The following is a 23,546-nucleotide window of genomic DNA, read 5'->3' on the forward strand; positions in this document are numbered from 1 at the left end:
AGCCTGTACCGGCCTCTTCGCGGGTAAACCCGCTCCTACAGGTACTGCACAAGACTGAGCCTTATGCGATTCCTGTGGGAGCGGGTTTACCCGCGAAGAGGCCGGTGCAGGCACTACAGAATTTTCAATGAAACCAAAGACCCGGCCCGCGCGCCGGGTTTTTTGTTCCATCAGCTTCTTGTTGAAGTGATTCTGTTTATCATTTAATAATTAATATCATTCTCCAGTAACCCGGCGATGATGTTCATGAAACCCGTCCTCCGCGAACTGCCCTACCTGGAAAACTGGCGCTGGCTCAGCCGGCGCATCCGCTGTGCGCTGGAGCCCGACGAACCGCGCCTGATCGAGCATTACCTGGCTGAAGGCCGTTACCTGGTGTGCTGCACCGAGACCTCGCCATGGACGGTGGCGCTGACCTCCTTCCGCCTGCTGCTGGATACCGCCTGCGACCGCATGCTGCCCTGGCATTGGCGCTGCCTGTGCCTGGACCAGGCCTGGCGCCCGCTGCTGGACCTGCGCAACCTCGACCGCGAGGCACAGAACCAGCGCTGGCAGCCCTACGCCATGCAGTTGGCCAATTGCCGCCTGCTGCCGTCGATTTCTCCCGATGAACTGATGCAAGGATCTGATGATGAGTGATACCCGTATCGAGCGTGACAGCATGGGCGAACTGCAGGTGCCGGCCCAGGCCCTGTACGGTGCCCAGACCCAACGCGCGGTCGACAATTTCCCGATCAGCGGCCAGCGCATGCCGGCCCAGTTCATTCGTGCATTACTGCTGGCCAAGGCTGCCGCGGCCAAGGCCAACGTCGAACTGGAACAGTTGTCGACCGCGCAAGGCCAGGCCATCGTAACGGCAGTCGAGCAACTCCTGGCGGGTGACTTCATCCAGCATTTCCCGGTGGATGTGTTCCAGACAGGCTCCGGCACCAGCTCGAACATGAACGCCAACGAGGTGATCGCCACACTGGCCAGCCGCGTGCTGGGTGAAGCCGTCAACGCCAACGACCACGTCAACTGCGGCCAGAGCAGCAACGACATCATCCCGACCACCATTCACGTCAGCGCCGCCCTGGCCTTGCACGAGCAGCTACTGCCCGCCCTGGCGCACCTGGTACAGGTGATCGAGGCCAAGTCGGCACAGGTGCATCAGTACGTGAAGACCGGCCGCACCCACCTGATGGACGCCATGCCGGTGCGCATGAGCCAGGTGCTGGATGGCTGGGCGGCACAGATCAATGGCGCCAAGGCACACATCGAAGCGACCCTGCCTAGCCTGCAGGCGCTGGCCCAGGGTGGCACGGCCGTGGGTACCGGCATCAACGCCCACCCGCAATTCGCTGCTGGTTTCGCCCGCCAGCTCAGCGGCCTGACCCAGGTCGAGTTCACCCCCGGGCGAAACCTGTTCGCCCTGATCGGCTCGCAGGACACCGCAGTGGCCCTGTCCGGCCAGCTCAAGACTGCCGCCGTGGCGTTGATGAAGATTGCCAACGACCTGCGCTGGATGAACTCTGGCCCGCTGGCCGGGCTGGGCGAAATCGAGCTGCAAGGTCTGCAGCCGGGCTCTTCTATCATGCCTGGCAAGGTCAACCCGGTGATTCCAGAGGCCACCGCCATGGTCGCCGCCCAAGTGATCGGCAATGACGCCACCATTGCCATCGCTGGCCAGTCCGGCAACTTCGAGCTGAACGTGATGCTGCCGGTGATCGCCCGCAACCTGCTGGAGAGCATCGAGCTGATGGCCAACGTTAGCCGCCTGCTGGCCGACAAGGCCATCGCCAGCTTCAAGGTCAACGAAAGCAAGCTCAAGGAAGCCCTGGCACGCAACCCGATTCTGGTCACGGCGCTGAACCCGATCATCGGCTACCTCAAGGCCGCTGAAATCGCCAAGACCGCTTACAAACAGGGCCGTCCGATCATCGACGTGGCGCTGGAGCACACCGACCTGTCGCGTGACCAGCTGGAAGCGCTACTGGACCCCGAAAAACTCACCGCCGGTGGTATCTGACACTGAGTCACGGCCCAAGCGCCAGCGGTGGCCGCGTTGGTCATCGCCCAACCCATGCCTACGGAATTCACTGATATGCCCCATACCTTGCCTGCACTGCCTTACGCTTACGCTGCGCTGGAACCGCACATCGACGCGCAGACCATGAAATCCACCACACCAAGCACCACCAGACCTACGTCACTGGCCTCAACGCCGCCATCGAAGGCACCGAGTGGGCTGAGTGGCCGGTGGAAAAACTGCTCGGCGCGGTCGGGCAACTGCCGGAAAACCTGCGTGGTGCGGTGACCAACCATGGCGGCGGGCACGCCAACCACAGCCTGTTCTGGACCGTGATGTCGCCGCAGGGCGGGGGAGAGCCGCAGGGTGCTCTGGCGCAGGCCATCGACGCCCAACTGGACGGCTTCGATGCCTTCAAGGAGGCCTTCACCAAGGCTGCGCTGACCCGCTTCGGCAGTGGCTGGGCCTGGCTCAGCGTGACCCCGCAGAAAACGCTGGTAGTGGAAAGCAGCGGCAACCAGGACAGCCCGCTGATGCACGGCAACACGCCAATCCTCGGCCTGGACGTGTGGGAGCATGCCTATTACCTGAAGTACCAGAACCGTCGTCCGGAATACATCGGTGCCTTTTACAACGTCATTGACTGGGCGGAAGTGGAGCGCCGCTACCTCGAAACCCTGAAGTGAGTCTCCCCGGTATGCGCTCCCAGATGATGTCCGTCAGCCGTGTGCGCCTGTTTCGCCTGTTTCGCATGACGCTTGGGACTTTGCTGTTGCTGGCAGGCACTGCGCTGCTATTGGCACGCGGCTTCGCCTGGTTGGACCTGGCCTGGCCCGCTTGGGGCTGTGCATCGGTTTGCGCCGGATGATGGGGTGTTCACCGGTTTCGCTGTGGGAGCGGCACATAACTCATTGAATTAGCGGGGACTCTGTGGGAGCGGCTTTAGCCGCGAACACCGGCGCAGCCGGTGCCATGCACCGCGTTGGATTCTTCGCGGCTAAAGCCGCTCCCACAGGGTAAGCGTACCGCTTGCCATTCATTCGCCTTCGTCGAAGAAGTTGTTGATCAGTTCGACCAGCGCTGCCATGGCATCGTCGTCCTGCTCGCCTTCGGTATGCAGGTGCACCTGGGTGCCTTTGCCGGCCGCCAGCATCATCACCGCCATGATGCTCTTGCCATCCACCAGCTTGTCCGGCGCACGGCCAACCCTGACCTGGCAGGGGAAGCGGCCGGCAACGCCGACGAACTTGGCTGCCGCCCGGGCATGCAGACCCAGCTTGTTGATGATGGTGATTTCACGGGCGGGCATCGTGGGGCGGATCCTTGGGCTAGAGGTCGCGGTGGCGGACCTGGACGTTTTTCAGGGATTGCTGCAACAACTGGCCAAGGCGTTCGGTGATGTACACCGAGCGGTGGTGGCCGCCGGTGCAGCCAATGGCAATGGTGACGTAGGCACGGTTGCTGGCAGCGAAGCGGGGCAGCCACTTGAGCAGGTAGCTGGAAATGTCGTTGAACATCTCTTCGACATCCGGCTGTGCGGCCAGGTAGTCGATCACCGGTTGGTCGAGGCCGGAGTGCTCACGCAGCTCGGGCTTCCAGTAAGGGTTGGGCAGGCAGCGCACATCGAACACCAGGTCGGCATCGACCGGCATTCCGCGCTTGAAACCGAACGACTCGACCAGGAACGCGGTGCCAGGCTCGGGCTGGTTGAGCAGGCGCAGCTTGATCGAATCACGCAGCTGATACAGGTTCAGGCTGGTGGTGTCGATCTTCAGGTCGGCCAGGTCTGCAATCGGCCCCAGCAATTCGCTTTCTACCCGGATCGCTTCCGCGAGCGAGCGGTTGGCGTTGGTCAGCGGGTGGCGTCGGCGGGTTTCCGAGAAGCGCTTGAGCAGTACGTCTTCGTCGGCATCCAGGTACAGCACGTCGCACTGGATATGCCGGGCGCGGGCTTCTTCGAGCAACTCGGGGAAACGCGTCAGGTGGCTGGGCAAGTTGCGCGCGTCGATCGACACGGCGACCTTGGGTTGCTGCAACTCGGTGTTGATCAGCGCATTTTCCGCCAGTTGCGGCAGCAGCCCGGCGGGCAGGTTGTCAATGCAGTAGAAACCGTTGTCTTCCAGGACATCGAGGGCGGTGCTCTTGCCGGAGCCGGACCGGCCGCTGACGATGATCAGGCGCATGTTCAGTGCTCGTTCTGTACGTCCAGGACAACCTGGAACAGGGCCTCGCTGCTGGTGGCCGCACGCAGGCGATCACGGACCTCCTTGCGATCGAGCATGCTGGCAATCTGGCGCAGCAATTCCAGATGGGCATCGGTGGCGGCTTCTGGCACCAGCAGGACGAACAGCAGGTCCACCGGCGCGCCATCGATGGCGTCGTAGTCGATAGGCGCTTCCAGGTGCAGCAGGGCGCTGACCGGAGCGGAACATCCTTCAAGCCGGCAGTGCGGGATGGCGATGCCGTTGCCGAAACCGGTCGAACCGAGTTTTTCCCGGGCGACCAGTTTTTCGAAGACGTCTTGCATCTCCAGTTCGGGTACTTGTTCGGCGATGACGGTGGCGACCTTTTCCAGGGCGCGCTTCTTGCTGCCGCCCGGCACGTTCACGAGGGAACGGCCGGGGGTCAGGATGGTTTCAAGTCGGATCATGGATGAGGGGGATCAGCGGGCAGCTGCACCTTGCAGCAGGCTTTGCTGTTTTTCCTTGTGTTTTTTCAGTTGGCGGTCGAGCTTGTCGGCCAAGGCGTCGATCGCTGCATACATGTCTTCGTGTTCGGCGTTGGCAACCACTTCGCCGCCGGGAATCTGCAAGGTCGCCTCGACCTTCTGCTGCAGCTTCTCGACTTTCATGATGACCTGCACGTTGGTGATCTTGTCGAAGTGACTTTCCACGCGAGCGAGCTTTTCAAGCACATAATCGCGCAGTGGCTGGGTGACTTCTACATGCTGTCCACTGATATTGACTTGCATACAGCTTCTCCTTTGTTGCCCGTGCATAAAGAGGCAGGTCTTGCACCTGCCCCACAAACGCTGTGGCACATCTCAGGGGCTACATCAGTCGCTTGCGCTCGCTCGACGGTGCGATGCCGAGGGACTCGCGGTACTTGGCGACGGTGCGACGGGCTACCTGGATGCCTTGTGCCTCCAGTAAACCAGCGATCTTGCTGTCACTCAATGGCTTTTTCTGATTTTCCGCCGCAACCAGTTTCTTGATGATCGCGCGGATCGCCGTAGACGAGCATTCTCCGCCTTCGGAGGTGCTGACGTGGCTGGAGAAAAAGTATTTCAGTTCGTAGATGCCACGCGGGGTGTGCATGTATTTCTGCGTGGTTACCCGCGAAATGGTCGACTCGTGCATGCCCACCGCTTCGGCAATGTCATGCAGTACCAAGGGCTTCATCGCTTCGTCGCCGTGGTCGAGGAAGCCGCGCTGGTGCTCGACGATCTGCGTGGCCACCTTCATCAGGGTTTCGTTGCGGCTTTGCAGGCTCTTGATGAACCAGCGCGCTTCCTGCAGCTGGTTGCGCATGAAGGTGTTGTCGGCACTGGTGTCGGCTCGGCGCACAAAGCCAGCGTACTGCGGGTTTACGCGCAGCCGCGGAATGGCCTCCTGGTTCAGCTCCACCAGCCAGCGGTCGCTGTCCTTGCGTACGATGACGTCGGGCACCACGTACTCAGGCTCGCTGGACTCGATCTGCGAGCCGGGGCGCGGGTTGAGGCTTTGTACCAGCTCGATGACCTGGCGCAGCTCGTCTTCCTTGATTTTCATGCGACGCATCAGCTGGCTGTAGTCACGGCTGCCGAGCAGGTCGATGAAGTCGGTGACCAGGCGCTTGGCTTCCGCCATCCACGGGGTGCTGGCGGGCAGCTGGCGCAATTGCAGCAACAGGCATTCGCCAAGGGTGCGGGCGGCAACGCCTGCTGGCTCGAACTGCTGGATGCGGTGCAGTACCGCTTCGACCTCGTCCAGCTCGATATCCAGCTCCGGATCGAAACCGGCGCAGATCTCCTCTAGGGTGTCTTCCAGGTAGCCCTGGCCGTTGATGCTGTCGATCAGGGTGACGGCGATCAGGCGGTCGGTGTCGGACATCGGAGCCAGGTTCAGTTGCCACAGCAGGTGGCTTTGCAGGCTTTCGCCGGCCGATGTGCGGGTGGTGAAGTCCCACTCGTCGTCGTCGTTGCTCGGCAAGCTGCTGGCACTGGTCTGGTAGATGTCTTCCCAGGCGGTGTCGACCGGCAGTTCGTTGGGGATGCGCTCGCTCCATTCACCGTCTTCCAGGGTGTCGGCACTGGTGGTGCTTTCCTGGAAGCTGTTGTCCTGGACTTCGGCGGCCGGCTTGTTCTCGGCGTTGTCCGCCATCGGGTCGCTGTTGTCGAAGTCGTCGCCGTCTTCCTGACGTTCGAGCATCGGGTTCGACTCCAGCGCTTCCTGGATTTCCTGTTGGAGGTCCAGGGTGGAGAGCTGGAGCAGGCGGATGGCCTGTTGCAACTGCGGTGTCATCGTCAGTTGCTGGCCCATTTTTAGGACGAGCGATGGTTTCATGGCTGGGGCTTAATACCTTGTTCGCCGGCGCGCATGCGCCATCCACTACACGAGGGCGCCGGGGCGCCAGATCAAGCAAGTTTTATGCCTTAAATTGTAGCGTTTGCCTAGAGTACCGTAACACTTTACCCCAGGTTCCAGGGCTATTTGCCAGTACTCCAGGCACGTGCCGGGCTCAGAGCCGGAACTCGTGGCCCAGGTAAACTTCTTTGACCAGGTCGTTGGCCAGGATGGTTTCGGCGTCGCCTTCGGCGATCAGCCGGCCATCATTGACGATATAGGCGGTTTCGCAGATATCCAGGGTCTCACGCACGTTGTGGTCGGTGATCAGTACACCGATGCCCTTGGCCTTGAGGTGATGGATGATCTGCTTGATGTCGCCGACCGAAATCGGGTCGACACCGGCAAACGGTTCGTCCAGCAGGATGAACTTGGGTGCGGTCGCCAGCGCGCGGGCAATTTCCACGCGGCGGCGCTCACCACCGGACAGGCTCATGCCGAGGTTGTCGCGAATGTGGCTGATGTGGAATTCCTGCAGCAGGCTTTCCAGCTCTTTGCGCCGGCCGTCGCGGTCGAGGTCCTTGCGGGTCTCGAGGATGGCCATGATGTTGTCGGCCACCGACAGCTTGCGGAAGATCGAGGCTTCCTGCGGCAGATAGCCGATGCCCGCGCGGGCGCGACCGTGCATGGGCTGGTGGCTGACATCGAGGTTGTCGATCAGCACGCGCCCCTGATCGGCCTGGACCAGGCCGACGATCATGTAGAAGCAGGTGGTCTTGCCGGCGCCGTTGGGGCCGAGCAGGCCGACGATCTGGCCGCTGTCGATAGACAGGCTGACGTCGCGTACGACTTGCCGCCCCTTGTAGCTCTTGGCCAGGTGCTGGGCTTTGAGGGTTGCCATTTACTCGGCCTTCTTCTTGGGCTGGATCACCATGTCGATACGCTGACGCGGCGAGGTCACGTTGCCACCACGACCGGCGGTCGCCACCTGGGTCTGGGTGTTGTAGACGATCTTCTCGCCTTCGGTGGTGTTGCCTTCGTTCTCGACCTTGGCGCGGTCGGTGAGGATCACCATGTCCTTCTGCGACTGGTACTGGATGGTCACCGCCCAGCCTTTCATCTTGTCCGGCTTGGCTGCGCTCTGCTGCTGCTCGAAGTAGGCCAGGTTGCCCACCGAGGTCACCACGTCGATGTCGCCGGAGGCGGAACGGGTGATGGTCACGGTGTTGCCTTTGATCATCATCGAACCCTGGGTGATGATCACGTCGCCGGTGTAGGTGGCCACGCCCTGCTTGTCGTCCAGGTGGGCGTTATCGGCCTGGATGCGGATAGGCTGGTCACGGTCATTCGGCAGGGCGAGGGCGCTCGCGCTTCCCAGTGCTGCGCTCAGGCTGAGCAAAAGGGGGAGGGTTTTAACGAGCCTCATACTGTCCTCTTACGTTAGAGAGCAAGTCCATCTTGCCTTCTTTCAAATACGCTTTCATTCCTTTGCCCGTAGTTGTGCCACCGGCGCCGTCGATTCTAACGGCTTGCTCGGTCTGCGCATATTGCTTCTGCGGGAACACGGTCATGCGTGAGCTGGTAATGATCATTTCACGCTGCTTTTCGTCGGTGCGGGCGACCCGTACGTTGTCGATCAGTTCGACTTCGCTGCCGTCCGGGTTGACCTCGGCGCGGGTGCTCTGTACGTGCCACGGGTATTCGGTACCGCGGTACAGGTGCAGGTCCGGCGTGGTCAGCAGGGTGATTTCGCTGGCTTTCAGGTGTTCGACCTTGTCAGCGGTCATTTCGTACTGCAGCTTGCCGTCGGGCAGGAACTGCACGCTGTGGGCGTTGACTGCGTAGTAGTCGATGGCGCTTTCGTCGACCTGGGCCACAGGCTTGTCGAGGAAGCTTTCCGGGCTGACATTCCAGTAGCCGATCGCCACCAGCAGGGCGGCGATCACCGCGAGCAGCGCAATGTTGCGGGCTTTCTTGCTGAACATGGGCAGCCTTACAGGTAGTTGGCGTTGGCAGCGTCCAGGGTGCCCTGGGCCTGCATGATCAGTTCGCAGAATTCACGGGCCGCGCCTTCGCCGCCACGTGCCTGGGTCACGCCATGGGCGTGCTGGCGAACGAACGGCGCGGCGTTGGCCACCGCCATGCCCAGTGCGACCCGGCGGATTACCGGCAGGTCGGGCAGGTCGTCGCCCAGGTAGGCCACTTGAGCATAGCTCAGGCCCAGTTCGGCGAGCAGGCCGTCCAGCACCACCAGTTTGTCCTCGCGGCCTTGGTACAGGTGCGGGATGCCGAGGTTCTTCGCCCGGCGCTCGACCACCGGGGTCTTGCGCCCGCTGATGATCGCGGTGGTCACGCCCGAGGCCATGAGCATCTTGATGCCCTGGCCGTCGAGGGTGTTGAAGGTCTTGAACTCGCTGCCGTCCTCGAGGAAGTACAGGCGCCCGTCGGTGAGCACGCCGTCCACGTCGAACACTGCCAGCTTGATGTTCTTGCCGCGTTGCATGAGGTCCTGGTTCATTCCATCGCTCCTTTACATCACGCCGGCGCGCAGCAGGTCGTGCATGTTCAGGGCGCCGGTGGGGCGGTCCTCGCGGTCCACCACCACCAGGGCGCCGATCTTGTGGTCTTCCATGATCTTCAGGGCCTCGGCCGCAAGCATTTCGGCGCGGGCCGTCTTGCCGTGCACGGTCATTACCTGGTCGATCAGGGTGGTGTGGACGTCGATGTTGCGGTCCAGGCTGCGGCGCAGGTCGCCGTCGGTGAAGATCCCTGCCAGCTTGCCATCGGCTTCGACGATCACGGTCATGCCCAGGCCTTTGCGGGACATTTCAAGGAGTGCGTCCTTGAGCAGGGTGCCGCGGGGCACCTGGGGCAGTTCGTCGCCGGCGTGCATCACGTTTTCCACCTTGAGCAGCAGGCGGCGGCCCAGTGCACCACCCGGGTGCGAGAAGGCAAAGTCCTCGGCGGTGAAGCCGCGAGCTTCGAGCAGGGCAATGGCCAGCGCGTCGCCCAGCACCAGCGATGCGGTGGTGGAGGAGGTGGGGGCCAGGTTCAGCGGGCAGGCCTCTTGCTCGACGCGGGCGTCGAGGTTGACCTCGGCAGCCTGGGCCAGGGGCGAGTCCGGGTTGCCGGTCAGACTGATCAGCTTGATGCCCAGGCGCTTGATCAGCGGCAGCAGGGTGACGATTTCGGCGGTGCTGCCGGAATTCGACAGGGCAAGGATGACATCATCGCGGGTGATCATGCCCATGTCGCCATGGCTGGCTTCGGCCGGGTGCACGAAAAACGCTGGCGTGCCGGTGCTGGCCAGGGTGGCGGCGATCTTGTTGCCGATGTGCCCGGACTTGCCCATGCCGACCACGACGACCCGGCCCTTGCTGGCCAGGATCAGTTCGCAGGCCTTGACGAAATTGTCGTCGATGCGCGCCAGCAGGGCCTCTACGGCCTCGAGTTCCAGGCGCAGGGTGCGTTGGGCGGATTGGATCAGCTCGCTGGATTGGCTCATGTCGAAAAAGCAATGCCTGATGAAAAGGCGGCGATTATAGCTGCAATGAAAGAAACCCTCACGCTTTCGATTGCCGTGGTGAATGTCTCGCCAGCCTGTCGCAGGGCTGAACGACTCGTTAGCCGACCTTGGGGCGGCGCTGTCAGCGGTGCTATAGTTCGCCGCTATTCGGCCTGCCAGGGGCGCTTGTGCCTTCCAGATGGAGGCCGACGTCCATTAGGACGAGGCTGCACTAGCAAGGAGTCTAGATGAGTGTGGATAGCGCCTACGCGGTCGAGTTGAAGGGGGTTACCTTCAAACGCGGTTCGCGCAGCATTTTCAGCAACGTCGACATTCGCATCCCGCGCGGCAAGGTCACCGGTATCATGGGGCCATCGGGTTGCGGCAAGACCACGTTGCTCCGCCTGATGGGCGCGCAGTTGCGCCCCTCCAGCGGTGAGGTCTGGGTTGCCGGGCAGAACCTGCCGACGCTGTCGCGCAGCGACCTGTTCGACGCCCGCAAGCAGATGGGGGTGCTGTTCCAGAGCGGCGCGCTGTTCACCGATCTCGATGTGTTCGAGAACGTCGCGTTCCCGCTGCGCGTGCACACCCAGCTGTCGGACGAGATGATCCGCGATATCGTGCTGATGAAGCTGCAGGCCGTGGGGCTGCGCGGTGCCATCGACCTGATGCCCGACGAGCTGTCCGGTGGCATGAAACGCCGTGTGGCGTTGGCCCGGGCGATTGCCCTGGACCCGCAGATCCTCATGTACGACGAACCGTTCGTCGGCCAGGACCCGATCGCCATGGGTGTATTGGTGCGTCTGATCCGCCTGCTCAACGACGCCCTGGGTATCACCAGCATCGTTGTTTCCCACGACCTGGCGGAAACCGCCAGCATCGCCGACTACATCTATGTGGTAGGTGACGGACAGGTGCTGGGCCAGGGGACGCCTGACGAGCTGATGGGCTCGGACAACCCGCGCATTCGCCAGTTCATGAAGGGCGACCCGGACGGCCCGGTGCCTTTCCATTTTCCTGCGCCTGACTACCGCGCCGACCTGCTGGGAGCGCGTTGATGCGCAGAAAATCCTTACTCGAACGTGTCCGCCTGCTGGGGCGCTCGGCCATCGACGTGCTGGCGGTGCTGGGGCGCTCCTGCCTGTTCCTGTTCCATGCGCTGATCGGCCGTGGCGGCATCGGTGGCGGCTTCCAGCTGCTGGTCAAGCAGCTGTATTCGGTGGGCGTGCTGTCGCTGGCGATCATCGTCGTGTCCGGCGTGTTCATCGGCATGGTGCTGGCGCTGCAGGGCTTCAGCATCCTGACCAAGTACGGCTCGGAGCAGGCGGTGGGACAGATGGTCGCCCTGACCCTGCTGCGTGAGCTCGGCCCGGTGGTGACGGCATTGCTGTTTGCCGGCCGTGCCGGTTCGGCGCTGACCGCAGAAATCGGCAACATGAAGTCCACCGAGCAGTTGTCGAGCCTTGAAATGATCGGCGTCGACCCGCTCAAGTACATCGTCGCGCCACGCCTGTGGGCCGGTTTCATCTCGCTGCCGTTGCTGGCGCTGATTTTTAGCGTGGTCGGCATCTGGGGTGGCTCGTGGGTGGCGGTGGACTGGCTGGGCGTCTACGAGGGCTCGTTCTGGGCCAACATGCAGAACAGTGTTTCGTTCACCGACGACGTGCTCAACGGGCTGATCAAGAGCCTGGTATTTGCCTTCGTCACGACCTGGATCGCCGTATTCCAGGGGTATGACTGTGAGCCCACCTCAGAGGGGATCAGCCGTGCCACCACCAAGACCGTGGTCTATGCCTCGTTGGCAGTGCTGGGTCTGGACTTTATTCTGACCGCCTTGATGTTTGGAGATTTCTGATGCAAAACCGCACCCTGGAAATCGGTGTCGGCCTGTTCCTCCTGGCCGGGATCCTGGCGCTGCTGCTGCTCGCCCTGCGTGTCAGCGGGCTGTCGGCCAGCCCGAGCAGCGATACCTATAAAGTTTATGCCTACTTCGACAATATCGCCGGTTTGACGGTCAGAGCTAAAGTGACCATGGCCGGTGTGACCATCGGCAAGGTTACCGCCATCGATCTGGACCGTGACTCGTACACCGGTCGGGTGACGCTGCAGCTGGACAAGTCGGTGGACAACCTGCCGACCGACTCCACTGCCTCGATCCTGACCGCCGGGTTGCTTGGCGAGAAGTACATCGGCATCAGCGTGGGCGGTGAGGACCAGGTGCTCAAGGACGGCGGGACCATCCACGACACCCAGTCGGCACTGGTGCTGGAAGATCTGATTGGCAAGTTCCTGCTCAACTCCGTTGGCAAGGAACCGAAAGAAGCGCAACCGGCTAATTAAGGAGTTTCCATGATTTCCATCCTGCGACGTGGCCTGCTGGTCCTGCTGGCAGCCTTCCCCCTGCTGACCGTGGCTGCGCAGACGCCACACGATGTGGTTCAGGGCACCACCACTGAACTGCTGGGCGACCTCAAGGCCAACAAGGAACAGTACAAGTCCAACCCCAATGCCTTCTATGATGCGCTGAACCGCATCCTCGGCCCGGTGGTGGACGCTGACGGTATTTCCAAAAGCATCATGACCGTCAAGTACTCGCGCAAGGCTACCCCCGAGCAGATGCAGCGCTTCCAGGAAAACTTCAAGCGCAGCCTGATGCAGTTCTATGGCAATGCCCTGCTCGAGTACAACAATCAGGGCATCACCGTCGACCCGGCCAAGGCTGATGACGGCAAGCGCGCCAGCGTTGGTATGAAAGTCACCGGCAACAACGGTGCCGTGTATCCGGTGCAGTACACCCTGGAAAACATCGGTGGCGAGTGGAAGGTGCGCAACGTGATCGTCAACGGCATCAACATCGGCAAGCTGTTCCGCGACCAGTTCGCCGACGCCATGCAGCGCAATGGCAACGACCTGGACAAGACCATCGACGGCTGGGCCGGCGAAGTGGCCAAGGCCAAGCAGGCCGCCGACAACTCGCCGGAGAAGACCGTCAAATGAGTGAGGCCGGTGTAAGCATGGCCGAGCCGGGCGTGCTGCGCCTGGCCGGCGTGCTGGACTACCGCAGCGGGCCGGTCCTGCGCAAGCAGGGCAAGGCGCTGATTGCGGCCTGCCGCGAGGCGCAGCTGGTGCTCGATTGTTCGGCAGTGCAGCGTTCCACCAGTGTCGGCCTGTCGTTGCTGCTGGCCTTCATGCGCGATGCCCAGGCCGCAGGCAAGGGTTGCCAGGTGCGCAGCATGCCAGACGACATGCGGGAAATTGCCGAGGTCTATGACCTCGATGAAGTGCTGGCAACCTGATGGCCCGGCACGGATGATGGCCCCTCGGTCAGCGAAGCCCTCGTTGGGCTTCGCAGGCGAGGGGCTTTTTTGTATGATGGCCGACCCGTGCGCATCGGGCGCCGATTGAGGTTGAGCATGCAGGCCGTAGAAGTTAAAAGCTTCCTTGAAGAGAAATTGCCGGGTTCCCGGGTCGAAGTTGAAGGCGAAGGCTGCAACTTCCAGTTGAACGTGATCAGCGACGAGTTGGCTGGCCTGAGCCCGGTCAAACGCCAGCAGGCGATCTATGCTCACCTGAATCCGTGGATCGCCAATGGCAGCATCCATGCGGTAACCATGAAATTTTTCAGCAGCGCAGCCTGGGCTGAGCGCACCTGAGCCAACGTGGCGGCGAGATTCCAATGGACAAACTGATTATTACTGGCGGCGCTTGCCTTGATGGCGAGATCCGCATTTCGGGCGCGAAGAACGCAGCCTTGCCAATCCTGGCGGCGACCCTGCTGGCCGACGGCCCGGTCACCGTGGGCAACCTGCCGCACCTGCACGACATCACCACCATGATCGAGCTCTTCGGGCGCATGGGCATCGAGCCGGTGATCGACGAAAAGCTGGCGGTCGAGATCGACCCTCGCACCATCAAGACACTGGTTGCACCTTACGAGCTGGTCAAGACCATGCGCGCCTCGATTCTGGTGCTGGGCCCGATGGTTGCCCGTTTCGGCGAGGCCGAAGTGGCCCTGCCTGGCGGTTGCGCAATTGGTTCGCGCCCGGTCGACCTGCACATCCGTGGCCTCGAGGCCATGGGCGCGAAGATTGAAGTCGAAGGCGGCTACATCAAGGCCAAGGCACCTGAGGGTGGCCTGCGCGGTGCGCACTTCTTCTTCGACACCGTCAGCGTGACCGGTACCGAGAACATCATGATGGCCGCTGCCCTGGCCAAGGGCCGCAGCGTGCTGCAGAACGCCGCGCGCGAGCCGGAAGTGGTCGACCTGGCCAACTTCATCAACGCCATGGGCGGCAAGGTCCAGGGCGCTGGTACCGACACCATCGTCATCGATGGCGTCGAGCGCCTGCACTCGGCCAACTACCGCGTGATGCCGGACCGTATCGAAACCGGTACCTACCTGGTGGCCGCTGCCGTGACCGGCGGCCGCGTCAAGGTCAAGGACACCGATCCGACCATCCTTGAAGCCGTACTGGAAAAACTCAAGGAAGCCGGCGCCGACATCAACACTGGCGAAGACTGGATCGAGCTGGACATGCACGGCAAACGGCCGAAAGCCGTCAACCTGCGTACCGCCCCGTACCCGGCGTTCCCGACCGACATGCAGGCGCAGTTCATTTCGCTCAACGCCATTGCCGAAGGCACCGGTGCAGTGATCGAGACGATCTTCGAAAACCGCTTCATGCACGTCTACGAAATGCACCGCATGGGCGCGCAGATCCAGGTCGAAGGCAACACTGCCATCGTCACTGGCGTCAAGGCGCTGAAGGGTGCCCCGGTAATGGCCACCGACCTGCGTGCTTCCGCCAGCCTGGTGCTGTCGGCGCTGGTAGCCGAAGGCGATACCCTGATCGATCGCATCTACCACATCGACCGTGGTTACGAGTGCATCGAAGAAAAACTGCAGATGCTGGGCGCGAAGATCCGTCGCGTACCGGGCTAGTCGTCTGCCTGGTGCATCCTGTGGGGGTGGGATTTGCCCGCTTTCGCAGGATGTGCCTAACGAATTGAATGCGGTCGGGCTCGACGCCCGGCCGGCAGTAGCCGCTTAAGGACCGACGTTCCAATGTTGACCATCGCGCTTTCCAAAGGCCGTATTCTCGACGATACCCTGCCGTTGCTGGCCGAGGCCGGTATCGTGCCGACCGAGAACCCGGACAAGAGCCGCAAACTGATCATCCCCACCACGCAGGACGATGTGCGCCTGCTGATCGTGCGTGCCACCGACGTGCCGACCTATGTCGAGCATGGTGCCGCCGACCTGGGTGTGGCCGGCAAGGATGTGCTGATGGAGTACGGCGGCCAGGGCCTTTACGAGCCCCTGGACCTGCAGATTGCCCGTTGCAAGCTGATGACCGCTGGCGTGGTCGGCGCACCCGAGCCCAAGGGCCGTCTGCGCGTGGCTACCAAGTTCGTCAACGTAGCCAAGCGCTACTACGCCGAACAGGGCCGCCAGGTCGACATCATCAAGCTGTACGGCTCGATGGAACTGGCTCCGCTGATCAACCTCGCCGACAAGATCATCGACGTGGTCGACACCGGCAACACCCTGCGTGCCAACGGTCTGGAGCCCCAGGAACTGATCGCCACGATCAGCTCGCGCCTGGTGGTCAACAAGGCCTCCATGAAAATGCAGCACGCCCGTATCCAGAGCCTGATCGACACGCTGCGCGGAGCGGTCGAATCGCGACACCGCGGCTGACTCTCTACCGACTGCGCGCGGCCTTCGCTGCCGCGCCCGTCTATCCGCGTCATAGCCATTTTTCTCGGGTGCCCGCGCGGATGGACTGGTAGCCTAGGGCGCCTGAGCATTCGCCAATAATCGAGGCCCTCGCCATGACCGTGTCCACTGCAATTGCCCGTCTCAACGCTGCTGATCCGGATTTCGCCCGACATCTGGATCATCTGCTGAGCTGGGAAAGTGTGTCCGATGACGCGGTCAACCAGCGCGTGCTCGACATCATCAAGGCCGTGCGCGAGCGTGGCGATGCGGCATTGGTGGAATTCACCCAGCGTTTCGATGGTGTCGATGCCAAGTCCATCGATGACCTGATCCTCGGTCGCGAGCGCCTGGAACTGGCCCTGACCCGCATCACCCCGGTCCAGCGCGAAGCCCTGGAAAAGGCTGCCAACCGTGTGCGCATGTACCACGAGCGGCAGAAGCAGGACTCCTGGCAGTACACCGAGGCCGACGGCACCGTGCTTGGCCAGAAGGTCACCCCGCTGGACCGCGCCGGCCTGTATGTGCCGGGTGGCAAGGCGTCGTACCCGTCGTCGGTGCTGATGAACGCCATCCCGGCCAAGGTCGCCGGTGTGGCCGAAGTGGTGATGGTGGTGCCGACCCCGCGTGGCGAGGTCAACGAGCTGGTGCTGGCGGCTGCCTGCATCGCCGGTGTCGACCATGTGTTCACCGTCGGTGGCGCCCAGGCTGTCGCCGCCCTGGCCTACGGTACCGAAAGCGTGCCGCAGGTGGACAAGATCGTCGGCCCGGGCAACATCTACGTTGCCACCGCCAAGCGCCACGTGTTCGGCCAGGTGGGTATCGACATGATCGCCGGCCCGTCGGAAATCCTCGTGGTGTGCGACGGCCAGACCGACCCGGACTGGATCGCCATGGACCTGTTCTCCCAGGCCGAGCACGACGAAGATGCCCAGGCCATCCTGGTCAGCCCGGACGCCGCCTTCCTCGACCGCGTTGCCGCCAGCATCGACAAGCTGCTGCCGACCATGGAACGTGCCGAGATCATCGAGAAGTCGATCAATGGCCGTGGTGCGCTGATTCAGGTGCGTGACATGCAGCAGGCCATGGAAGTGGCCAACCGCATTGCCCCGGAGCACCTGGAACTGTCGGTCGCCGACCCGCAGGCCTGGCTGCCGCACATCCGCCACGCTGGCGCGATCTTCATGGGCCGCCACACCAGCGAAGCGCTGGGCGACTACTGCGCAGGGCCCAACCACGTGCTGCCGACCTCCGGTACCGCGCGTTTCTCGTCGCCGCTGGGGGTTTATGACTTCCAGAAGCGTTCGTCGATCATTTTCTGCTCCGAGCAGGGCGCGTCCGAGCTGGGCCACACCGCCTCGGTCCTGGCCCGTGGCGAGTCGCTGACCGCCCACGCCCGCAGCGCCGAATACCGCATCCTGACCCAAGAGAAGGGGAACTGAGCATGAGTCGATTCTGGAGCCCCTTCGTCAAGGACCTGGTGCCTTACGTGCCGGGCGAGCAGCCCAAGCTGGCCCGCCTGGTCAAGCTGAACACCAACGAAAACCCCTACGGCCCTTCGCCCAAGGCGCTGGAGGCCATGCGCGGCGAGCTGAACGACAACCTGCGCCTGTACCCGGACCCGAACGGTGACCGGCTGAAGCAGGCGGTGGCCGAGTACTACGGCGTGACGCCGGCACAAGTGTTCGTCGGCAACGGCTCGGACGAGGTGCTGGCGCACATCTTCCACGGCCTGTTCCAGCACGACGCACCGCTGCTGTTCCCTGACATCAGCTACAGCTTCTACCCGGTCTACTGCGGCCTGTACGGTATCGCCTTCGAGCAGGTGGCGCTGGACGAGCAGTTCCAGATCCGCATCGAGGACTACAACAAGCCCAATGCAGGCATCATCTTCCCCAATCCCAACGCGCCGACCGGTTGCCTGATGCCGCTGCAGGCGGTGGAGCAGTTGCTGCAGGCCAACCGTGATTCGGTGGTGGTGGTCGATGAAGCCTACATCGACTTCGGTGGCGAAACGGCGATCAGCCTGGTGGACCGCTACGACAACCTGCTGGTCACCCAGACCCTGTCGAAGTCGCGTTCGCTGGCCGGGCTGCGGGTTGGCCTGGCGGTGGGCCACCCGGACCTGATCGAGGCGCTGGAGCGGATCAAGAACAGCTTCAACTCCTACCCGCTGGACCGTGCCGCGATCGTCGGCGCAGCGGTGGCGTTCGAGGACCGCGAGTACTTCGAGGAAACCTGCCGCAAGGTGATCGACAGCCGCGAGGTGTTGGTCGGGCAGCTGCAGGCCAAGGGCTTCGAAGTGCTGCCGTCGGCGGCCAACTTCATCTTCGCCCGCCATCCGCAACAAGATGCTGGTGAGCTGGCTGCACGCCTGCGCGAGCAGGGCGTGATCGTGCGCCACTTCAAGCAGCCGCGCATTGCCCAGTTCCTGCGCATCACCATCGGTACGCCAGAGATGAACCAGGCGCTGCTCGATGCGTTGAACTGACGGTATTGCAAGCTGCCGTGACGCGGCTCTTGTGGGAGCGGGCGTGCCCGCGAACACCGGCAACGCCGGTGCCATCCATCGCGTTGGATTCTTCGCGGGCATGCCCGCTCCCACAGGGATTTCCACTATCGCCAGAAACCATCAGTGTTTGCTGTATTGCCGGTATACATTATGCTGACCAGATTCATCGGATGATTGGTTGAGTAGCATGAGTACCGAATTGACCAAGCGGTCCCTGGTCGAACTGGCCGTCGAGCGCATGCGCGAACGCATCGTGCTGGGCGACTGGCAGGTTGGTCAGCGTTTGCCGACCGAGCCGGAACTGGCCCTGCAGTTGGGCATAAGCCGCAACACCGTACGCGAGGCCATGCGTGTGCTGGCATTCAGTGGCCTGGTGGAGATCCGCCAGGGCGACGGCAGCTACCTGCGCACGGCCCAGGACCCGCTGCAGGCGGTGCAGGCGATGTCACGCTGCACGCCCGAGCAGGCCCGTGAAACCCGGCACATCCTCGAAGCCGAGGCCATCGGCCTGGCCGCACTGCGCCGAACCGACGCCGACCTGCAGGCGCTGCGTGATGCCCTGGCCAACAGTGCCGGGCATTTTCACGGTGATATCGATGCTTATGTGGCCTGCGACCTGGTGTTTCACCAGCGGCTGGTCGATGCCGCCCACAACCCGGCCTTGAGTGAGCTGTACCGTTACTTTTCCGGGGTGGTGGCTGCCGCGCTGCAGCACAACATGGCGACCGTGCCGCGCTGCCAGGCCACGTTCGACCTGCATGGGCAGATCCTTGCCGCCATCGAGCAACGCGATGCGGAGCAGGCCAAGCGCCTGAGCCGTACCCTTATCGAATCCTGACTCCGAGAAGGCCATGGCTGATTCCATCACCCGTAACACCCCACCGAGCGAGCGGGACCTCGAAGAGTTGCTGATCGACGCCGAGGCTGACGACGAACAGGTCCAACAGCAGCCGGTACAGGTACAGCGGCCTTGGCTGTTGTTGCTCGGCCTGGTGCTGGTGGCTTTGAACCTGCGCCCGGCATTGTCGAGCATGGCGCCAGTGCTGGGCCAGGTGTCCGAAGGCCTGGGGCTGAACGCCTCGCAGGCCGGTTTGCTGACCACCTTGCCAGTGCTGTGCCTGGGCCTGTTCGCCCCTTTGGCGCCGGTGCTGGCGCGGCGCTTTGGCAGCGAGCGGGTGATCCTCGGCATTCTCGCCACCCTGGCGCTTGGCATTGTCGTGCGCAGTAGCCTGGGGGCTGCCGGGGTGTTCCTTGGCAGCCTCATGGCGGGGGCCAGCATCGGCATCATTGGCGTGCTGTTGCCGGGCATCGTCAAGCGCGATTTCCCGCAGCACGCTGGCACGCTGACCGGCGTGTACACCATGGCGTTGTGCCTGGGCGCCGCCATGGCGGCTGGCGCCACGGTGCCCCTGGCCCAGCATTTCGACGGCAGCTGGGCGCTGGGGCTTGGCTTCTGGATGTTGCCGGCCCTGCTGGCCATGCTGGTATGGCTGCCGCAGGCCCGCCAAGGTCATGGCCTGCACAAGGTCGCCTATCGCGTGCGTGGGCTGTGGCGTGATCCGCTGGCCTGGCAGGTGACCCTGTACATGGGCCTGCAGTCGTCACTGGCCTACATCGTCTTTGGCTGGTTGCCATCGATCCTGATCGGTCGCGGCCTGAGCCCGACCGAGGCGGGGCTGGTGCTGTCGGGGTCGGTGATCGTGCAGCTGGTCAGTTCGCTCAGTGCGCCCTGGCTGGCCACTCGCGGCAAGGACCAGCGCCTGGCGATCGTGCTGGTCATGCTGATTACCCTGGCCGGCCTGTTCGGTTGCCTGTATGCGCCGCTTTCCGGGCTGTGGGGCTGGGCGGTTGTGCTGGGCCTGGGGCAGGGCGGTACCTTTGCCCTGGCGCTGACCTTGATCGTGCTGCGCTCGAAGGATGCCCATGTCGCGGCGAACCTGTCGAGCATGGCGCAGGGGGTGGGTTATACCCTGGCGTCGATGGGGCCGTTTGCGGTGGGGCTGGTACATGACCTGACTGGGGGCTGGGTGGCAGTGGGGTGGATTTTTGCCGTGCTGGGGGCGGGGGCCATCGTGTTCGGCCTGGGGGCCGGGCGGGCTTTGCATGTGCAGGTGAGCAGCGAGAAAGTCTGAAGGGGCATGTGGCATTGCCGGCCTCTTCGCGGGTAAACCCGCTCCCACAGGGATTGCACACATCTTGAAGTCATGTTGTACCTGTGGGAGCGGTTTACCCGCGAAAGGGCCGGTACTGGCATAACCAACCGGGGAAGATTATCGTGCTGCTTTCGACTCCCAGGACGGACCAGCCCCCATGAGCGACGCCAACCGCGACCTGATCACCCGCTTCTACCAGGCCTTCCAGCGCCTGGACGCCGAGGCCATGGTCGCCTGCTACAGCGACGATATCGTCTTCAGCGACCCGGTCTTCGGCACCTTGCGTGGCAAGGATGCAGGCGACATGTGGCGAATGCTCACCAGCCGGGCCAAGGACTTCACCCTGACCTTCGACAACGTCCGCGCCGATGAACACACTGGCGCCGCACATTGGGTGGCCACCTACCTGTTCAGCCAGACCGGCCGCATCGTGGTCAACGATATCCAGGCGCGTTTCGTGATCCGTGACGGGCTGATCTGCCAGCACGATGACCAATTCGACTTGTGGCGCTGGTCGCGGCAGGCGCTGGGTGTGCCTGGCATGCTGCTGGGCTGGTCGCCGCTGGTGCAGAACAAGGTACGCCAGCAGGCTTTCAAAGGCCTGCGGGCATACCAGCATGCTCAAGGCAGCGCTACCGCCTGATCACTCTCGTGATAGCTGAAGGCGGCGCGTTCATCGAGGTCGTTCGGTAGACGAATACGAATGACAGGTATGAATGTGCCGTTGGTCCTGTGCCAATCCTGCTGATCGGCCTGAGCTTGTTGCAATGCGCCGTGAGCGCCTTCGATATGGAAGAACGACTGGATTGGCAGCCTGCTGGACTGCTCTTCGTCCCAGGCACCGATCACCACTTCGTTCCACGGGAAAGGTAGCTCGGGCGCAAACAACTGTTTGGCACGTACGCTCTGGTTGAAGGCTTCAGCGCGTTCAGGAACCCGCGCCTGGCGGATATCGAATGCGCATTGGGCCTTGTAGTCGCCGCTTTGCCGGAATCGCTCCATCCATTGCTCGGCAGTGACTATCCCCTGTTCATGGCAGGCCGCTTCGGTTGCGGCCGTCTGCCGATTGTCGCCGCAACCTCGGTTGTCACGCTCCCAGGTATCACCGTCAGTGGGCAAGGCGCATAGCATTTCGTAGCGCAAGCTATCTTTTGGGCGTTGCAGCAGCGGGTAAAGGGTAAAGCCACTACGGCCGTCGGCAGCCAGCTGCGTGGTGGGAATGTCGCTGCGCAGGTATGAAAACGATACGCCGCCTTTGTCCTTGCTGTTCTGGCTATGATGCCAGGAATGATAACGCGGTGAAGGTTTGGTCGACCTTAGCAAGACGCCCGAACAGGCGTGGGCAGGTACCGCGTTGCCCGGACAATGCGCGGGCGTGGAGTCATAGTTTTTTTGCAACTGCTCGGCGGTCCGGGCGCCGATAGAGGCCTGGGCGGTGGATACGCCGGCCAATAGGGCGACGGCAAGCAAGGTGCGGGATACTGAAGTGAGCATGATGAAGCCCTTATGGGGAGTGGGCTCACCAAATTAATGATGGAAAGAGCAGGGGTCATGAGTGAAAAAGTGCAGGATCAGGCAGTAAAGCCCTGGTATGTCTACTTGGTAAGGGCTGCCAATGGATCGCTGTATTGCGGTATCAGTGATGACCCGCAGCGGCGTTTTCTGGCGCACCAGAAAGGGCAGGGCGCGCGTTACTTCAAGACCAGCCCGGCCCAGGCGCTGGTGTATGTGGAGCAATGGCCGGACAAGAGCGAGGCGTTACGCCAGGAGCGGCTGGTGAAGCGGCTGCGCAAGTCGGCGAAGGAGGCGTTGGTGGCCTCCTATGGCGCAGTAGTGGCTGCTAATTAGGGCCGCTTCGCGCCCCATCGCCGGCAAGCCAGCTCCTACTTCGGCTGCATAGACCTCAGGCCTGTGCAGTACCTGTGGGAGTTGGCTTGCCGGCGATGGGCTGTGTAGCAGCCCCGGGGCCATCAGTCCTTGCGCCGCTTCAACTGATCCACCAAGGTGGTCGGAAGGCCCTTGATGATCAAGGTCCCTGCCGCTTCGTCATACTCGACCTTGTCCCCCAGCAGGTGCGCTTCGAAGCTGATCGACAACCCCTCGGCACGGCCGGTGAAGCGGCGGAACTGGTTGAGGGTGCGCTTGTCTGCGGGGATTTCCGGCGACAGGCCGTAGTCCTTGTTGCGGATGTGATCGTAGAACGCCTTGGGCCGGTCCTCGTCGATCAGGCTGGACAGCTCTTCCAGCGTGACCGGCTCGCCGAGCTTGGTCTGGGTAGTGGCGTACTCGACCAGGGTCTGGGTTTTTTCGCGGGCAGACTCTTCCGGCAGGTCTTCACTCTCGACGAAGTCACTGAAGGCCTTGAGCAGGGTGCGGGTTTCGCCCGGGCCGTCGACGCCCTCCTGGCAGCCGATGAAGTCACGGAAGTAGTCCGAGACCTTCTTGCCATTCTTGCCCTTGATGAACGAAATGTACTGTTTGGAGTTCTGGTTGTTCTTCCACTCCGACAGGTTGATGCGCGCCGCCAGGTGCAACTGGCCAAGGTCGAGGTGGCGCGAAGGCGTCACATCAAGCTCGGCGTTCACTGCCACACCTTCGCTGTGGTGCAGAAGGGCGATTGCCAGGTATTCGGTCATGCCTTGCTGGTAGTGGGCAAACAGGATGTGGCCGCCGGTGGACAGGTTGGATTCTTCCATCAGCTTTTGCAGGTGCTCCACGGCCACACGGCTGAAGGAGGTAAAGTCCTTTTCTTCGTCCAGGTACTGCTTCAGCCAGCCGCTCAGCGGGTAGGCGCCGGACTCGCCGTGGAAAAAGCCCCAGGCCTTGCCTTGCTTGGCGTTGTAGCTGTCATTGAGGTCGGCCAGCAGGTTTTCGATGGCGTCGGAGGCAGCCAGTTCGGAATCGCGGGCATGCAGCACGGCGGGGCTGCCATCGGGCTTTTTGTCGATCAGGTGAACGATGCAATGACGGATTGGCATGGAATTCTCGGCGAGCTGCAAAAGTCGTCCAGTTTACCCTAGACACCAGGTGATGCAGTGGCCGGATGTTGGCAGAAATGCCGGTTGTTCGTTTTTTGTTCAATTTTGTGCGTTTTGGGCTAAAACC

28 protein-coding genes and 1 pseudogene are annotated in these 23,546 nt (G+C 62.6%); 17 read left to right on the forward strand and 12 right to left on the reverse strand.

Annotation, left to right across the window (positions count from 1 at the left end; all coding sequences use genetic code 11):
* The first annotated feature begins 237 nt into the window (after window positions 1-237).
* The 3 genes and pseudogenes from E5221_RS05295 to E5221_RS05305 all read left to right on the forward strand — a co-directional run bounded on the left by E5221_RS05295 (window position 238) and on the right by E5221_RS05305 (window position 2,694).
* Window positions 238-639: a FagA protein gene (locus E5221_RS05295; protein ID WP_247846961.1), complete on the forward strand. Its 402-nt coding sequence runs from the start codon at window positions 238-240 to the stop codon at window positions 637-639.
* Entirely contained in the window at window positions 632-2,008 is a 1,377-nt protein-coding gene (locus E5221_RS05300; protein ID WP_247846962.1) for a class II fumarate hydratase, read from the forward strand. The genes E5221_RS05295 and E5221_RS05300 overlap by 8 nt, the downstream gene beginning before the upstream one ends.
* 75 nt (window positions 2,009-2,083) lie before the next feature.
* Window positions 2,084-2,694: pseudogene (locus tag E5221_RS05305) on the forward strand (superoxide dismutase).
* Between the two features lie 350 nt (window positions 2,695-3,044).
* Here E5221_RS05305 and E5221_RS05315 read toward each other — a convergent pair.
* The 10 genes from E5221_RS05315 to E5221_RS05360 form a co-directional block, all read right to left on the reverse strand.
* A complete protein-coding gene (locus E5221_RS05315; protein WP_039612745.1) occupies window positions 3,045-3,317 on the reverse strand; it encodes an HPr family phosphocarrier protein in 273 nt (90 codons plus the stop codon).
* 19 nt (window positions 3,318-3,336) lie between these two features.
* Window positions 3,337-4,191 (reverse strand): RNase adapter RapZ, encoded by an 855-nt coding sequence (rapZ, locus tag E5221_RS05320; RefSeq protein ID WP_013971076.1) that lies wholly within the window; start codon window positions 4,189-4,191, stop codon window positions 3,337-3,339.
* 2 nt (window positions 4,192-4,193) lie between these two features.
* Window positions 4,194-4,658, reverse strand: a complete 465-nt coding sequence (gene ptsN, locus E5221_RS05325; RefSeq protein WP_015269060.1) for a PTS IIA-like nitrogen regulatory protein PtsN — start codon at window positions 4,656-4,658, stop codon at window positions 4,194-4,196.
* A gap of 12 nt (window positions 4,659-4,670) precedes the next feature.
* Complete coding sequence (raiA, locus tag E5221_RS05330) at window positions 4,671-4,979, reverse strand: ribosome-associated translation inhibitor RaiA (RefSeq protein ID WP_003255135.1); 309 nt, start codon at window positions 4,977-4,979, stop codon at window positions 4,671-4,673.
* A 79-nt stretch (window positions 4,980-5,058) separates the two neighbouring features.
* Window positions 5,059-6,552 carry an RNA polymerase factor sigma-54 gene (locus E5221_RS05335; RefSeq protein WP_015269061.1) on the reverse strand — a complete coding sequence of 498 codons (1,494 nt, stop codon included), beginning with the start codon at window positions 6,550-6,552 and terminating at the stop codon, window positions 5,059-5,061.
* A 175-nt stretch (window positions 6,553-6,727) separates the two neighbouring features.
* The gene (gene lptB, locus E5221_RS05340) at window positions 6,728-7,453 is read right to left on the reverse strand and encodes an LPS export ABC transporter ATP-binding protein (protein WP_003257916.1); all 726 of its coding nucleotides are present in this window, start codon (window positions 7,451-7,453) and stop codon (window positions 6,728-6,730) included.
* Window positions 7,454-7,978, reverse strand: coding sequence for a lipopolysaccharide transport periplasmic protein LptA (gene lptA / locus E5221_RS05345; protein WP_015269063.1), 525 nt, complete (start codon window positions 7,976-7,978; stop codon window positions 7,454-7,456).
* On the reverse strand, window positions 7,965-8,537 hold the full coding sequence (gene lptC, locus E5221_RS05350) for an LPS export ABC transporter periplasmic protein LptC (RefSeq protein ID WP_003257918.1): 573 nt from the start codon (window positions 8,535-8,537) through the stop codon (window positions 7,965-7,967). The genes lptA and lptC overlap by 14 nt, the downstream gene beginning before the upstream one ends.
* Window positions 8,538-8,545: 8 nt before the next feature.
* Window positions 8,546-9,070, reverse strand: a complete 525-nt coding sequence (locus tag E5221_RS05355) for an HAD family hydrolase (RefSeq protein ID WP_024086339.1) — start codon at window positions 9,068-9,070, stop codon at window positions 8,546-8,548.
* A gap of 12 nt (window positions 9,071-9,082) precedes the next feature.
* Complete coding sequence (locus tag E5221_RS05360; RefSeq protein WP_003257920.1) at window positions 9,083-10,057, reverse strand: KpsF/GutQ family sugar-phosphate isomerase; 975 nt, start codon at window positions 10,055-10,057, stop codon at window positions 9,083-9,085.
* Window positions 10,058-10,305: 248 nt separating this feature from the next.
* Between E5221_RS05360 and E5221_RS05365 the strand changes: the two genes are divergently transcribed.
* The 13 genes from E5221_RS05365 (at window position 10,306) to E5221_RS05425 (ending at window position 21,084) form a co-directional block, all read left to right on the forward strand.
* Window positions 10,306-11,115, forward strand: coding sequence for an ATP-binding cassette domain-containing protein (locus E5221_RS05365; RefSeq protein ID WP_012270662.1), 810 nt, complete (start codon window positions 10,306-10,308; stop codon window positions 11,113-11,115).
* Entirely contained in the window at window positions 11,115-11,912 is a 798-nt protein-coding gene (gene mlaE / locus E5221_RS05370) for a lipid asymmetry maintenance ABC transporter permease subunit MlaE (protein WP_025337825.1), read from the forward strand. The genes E5221_RS05365 and mlaE overlap by 1 nt, the downstream gene beginning before the upstream one ends.
* On the forward strand, window positions 11,912-12,397 hold the full coding sequence (gene mlaD / locus E5221_RS05375) for an outer membrane lipid asymmetry maintenance protein MlaD (protein WP_003257921.1): 486 nt from the start codon (window positions 11,912-11,914) through the stop codon (window positions 12,395-12,397). Before mlaE ends, mlaD begins: the two co-directional genes overlap by 1 nt.
* 9 nt (window positions 12,398-12,406) lie before the next feature.
* Window positions 12,407-13,054, forward strand: coding sequence for an ABC transporter substrate-binding protein (locus E5221_RS05380; RefSeq protein WP_003257922.1), 648 nt, complete (start codon window positions 12,407-12,409; stop codon window positions 13,052-13,054).
* On the forward strand, window positions 13,051-13,353 hold the full coding sequence (locus E5221_RS05385; RefSeq protein WP_015269065.1) for an STAS domain-containing protein: 303 nt from the start codon (window positions 13,051-13,053) through the stop codon (window positions 13,351-13,353). The genes E5221_RS05380 and E5221_RS05385 overlap by 4 nt, the downstream gene beginning before the upstream one ends.
* 117 nt (window positions 13,354-13,470) lie before the next feature.
* Entirely contained in the window at window positions 13,471-13,710 is a 240-nt protein-coding gene (locus tag E5221_RS05390; RefSeq protein ID WP_003255121.1) for a BolA family protein, read from the forward strand.
* A 23-nt stretch (window positions 13,711-13,733) separates the two neighbouring features.
* Complete coding sequence (murA, locus tag E5221_RS05395; RefSeq protein ID WP_013971085.1) at window positions 13,734-14,999, forward strand: UDP-N-acetylglucosamine 1-carboxyvinyltransferase; 1,266 nt, start codon at window positions 13,734-13,736, stop codon at window positions 14,997-14,999.
* 123 nt (window positions 15,000-15,122) lie between these two features.
* Window positions 15,123-15,758 carry an ATP phosphoribosyltransferase gene (hisG, locus tag E5221_RS05400; RefSeq protein WP_003257924.1) on the forward strand — a complete coding sequence of 212 codons (636 nt, stop codon included), beginning with the start codon at window positions 15,123-15,125 and terminating at the stop codon, window positions 15,756-15,758.
* A gap of 134 nt (window positions 15,759-15,892) precedes the next feature.
* Window positions 15,893-17,218 (forward strand): histidinol dehydrogenase, encoded by a 1,326-nt coding sequence (gene hisD / locus E5221_RS05405; RefSeq protein ID WP_061551956.1) that lies wholly within the window; start codon window positions 15,893-15,895, stop codon window positions 17,216-17,218.
* 2 nt (window positions 17,219-17,220) lie between these two features.
* Window positions 17,221-18,267, forward strand: coding sequence for a histidinol-phosphate transaminase (gene hisC, locus E5221_RS05410; protein WP_051096612.1), 1,047 nt, complete (start codon window positions 17,221-17,223; stop codon window positions 18,265-18,267).
* Window positions 18,268-18,475: 208 nt separating this feature from the next.
* Window positions 18,476-19,126 carry a FadR/GntR family transcriptional regulator gene (locus E5221_RS05415; protein WP_025337831.1) on the forward strand — a complete coding sequence of 217 codons (651 nt, stop codon included), beginning with the start codon at window positions 18,476-18,478 and terminating at the stop codon, window positions 19,124-19,126.
* Window positions 19,127-19,139: 13 nt separating this feature from the next.
* On the forward strand, window positions 19,140-20,420 hold the full coding sequence (locus E5221_RS05420; protein WP_061551957.1) for a CynX/NimT family MFS transporter: 1,281 nt from the start codon (window positions 19,140-19,142) through the stop codon (window positions 20,418-20,420).
* A 178-nt stretch (window positions 20,421-20,598) separates the two neighbouring features.
* Window positions 20,599-21,084: a nuclear transport factor 2 family protein gene (locus tag E5221_RS05425; RefSeq protein WP_061551958.1), complete on the forward strand. Its 486-nt coding sequence runs from the start codon at window positions 20,599-20,601 to the stop codon at window positions 21,082-21,084.
* On the opposite strand, the gene E5221_RS05430 is transcribed toward E5221_RS05425, so the two are convergent.
* Window positions 21,063-21,935 carry a hypothetical protein gene (locus tag E5221_RS05430; RefSeq protein WP_039612749.1) on the reverse strand — a complete coding sequence of 291 codons (873 nt, stop codon included), beginning with the start codon at window positions 21,933-21,935 and terminating at the stop codon, window positions 21,063-21,065. The two genes, E5221_RS05425 and E5221_RS05430, sit on opposite strands and share 22 nt — an antisense overlap.
* A gap of 57 nt (window positions 21,936-21,992) precedes the next feature.
* Here E5221_RS05430 and E5221_RS05435 point away from each other — a divergent pair, with 57 nt between their 5' ends.
* Window positions 21,993-22,289: a GIY-YIG nuclease family protein gene (locus E5221_RS05435; RefSeq protein ID WP_247846963.1), complete on the forward strand. Its 297-nt coding sequence runs from the start codon at window positions 21,993-21,995 to the stop codon at window positions 22,287-22,289.
* A 122-nt stretch (window positions 22,290-22,411) separates the two neighbouring features.
* Here E5221_RS05435 and yejK read toward each other — a convergent pair whose 3' ends face one another.
* Entirely contained in the window at window positions 22,412-23,419 is a 1,008-nt protein-coding gene (gene yejK, locus E5221_RS05440) for a nucleoid-associated protein YejK (protein WP_013971093.1), read from the reverse strand.
* Window positions 23,420-23,546 lie beyond the last annotated feature (127 nt).

The organism is Pseudomonas sp. A2 (genome assembly GCF_023100865.1).
In the GTDB taxonomy this organism is placed as follows: domain Bacteria; phylum Pseudomonadota; class Gammaproteobacteria; order Pseudomonadales; family Pseudomonadaceae; genus Aquipseudomonas; species Aquipseudomonas asiatica.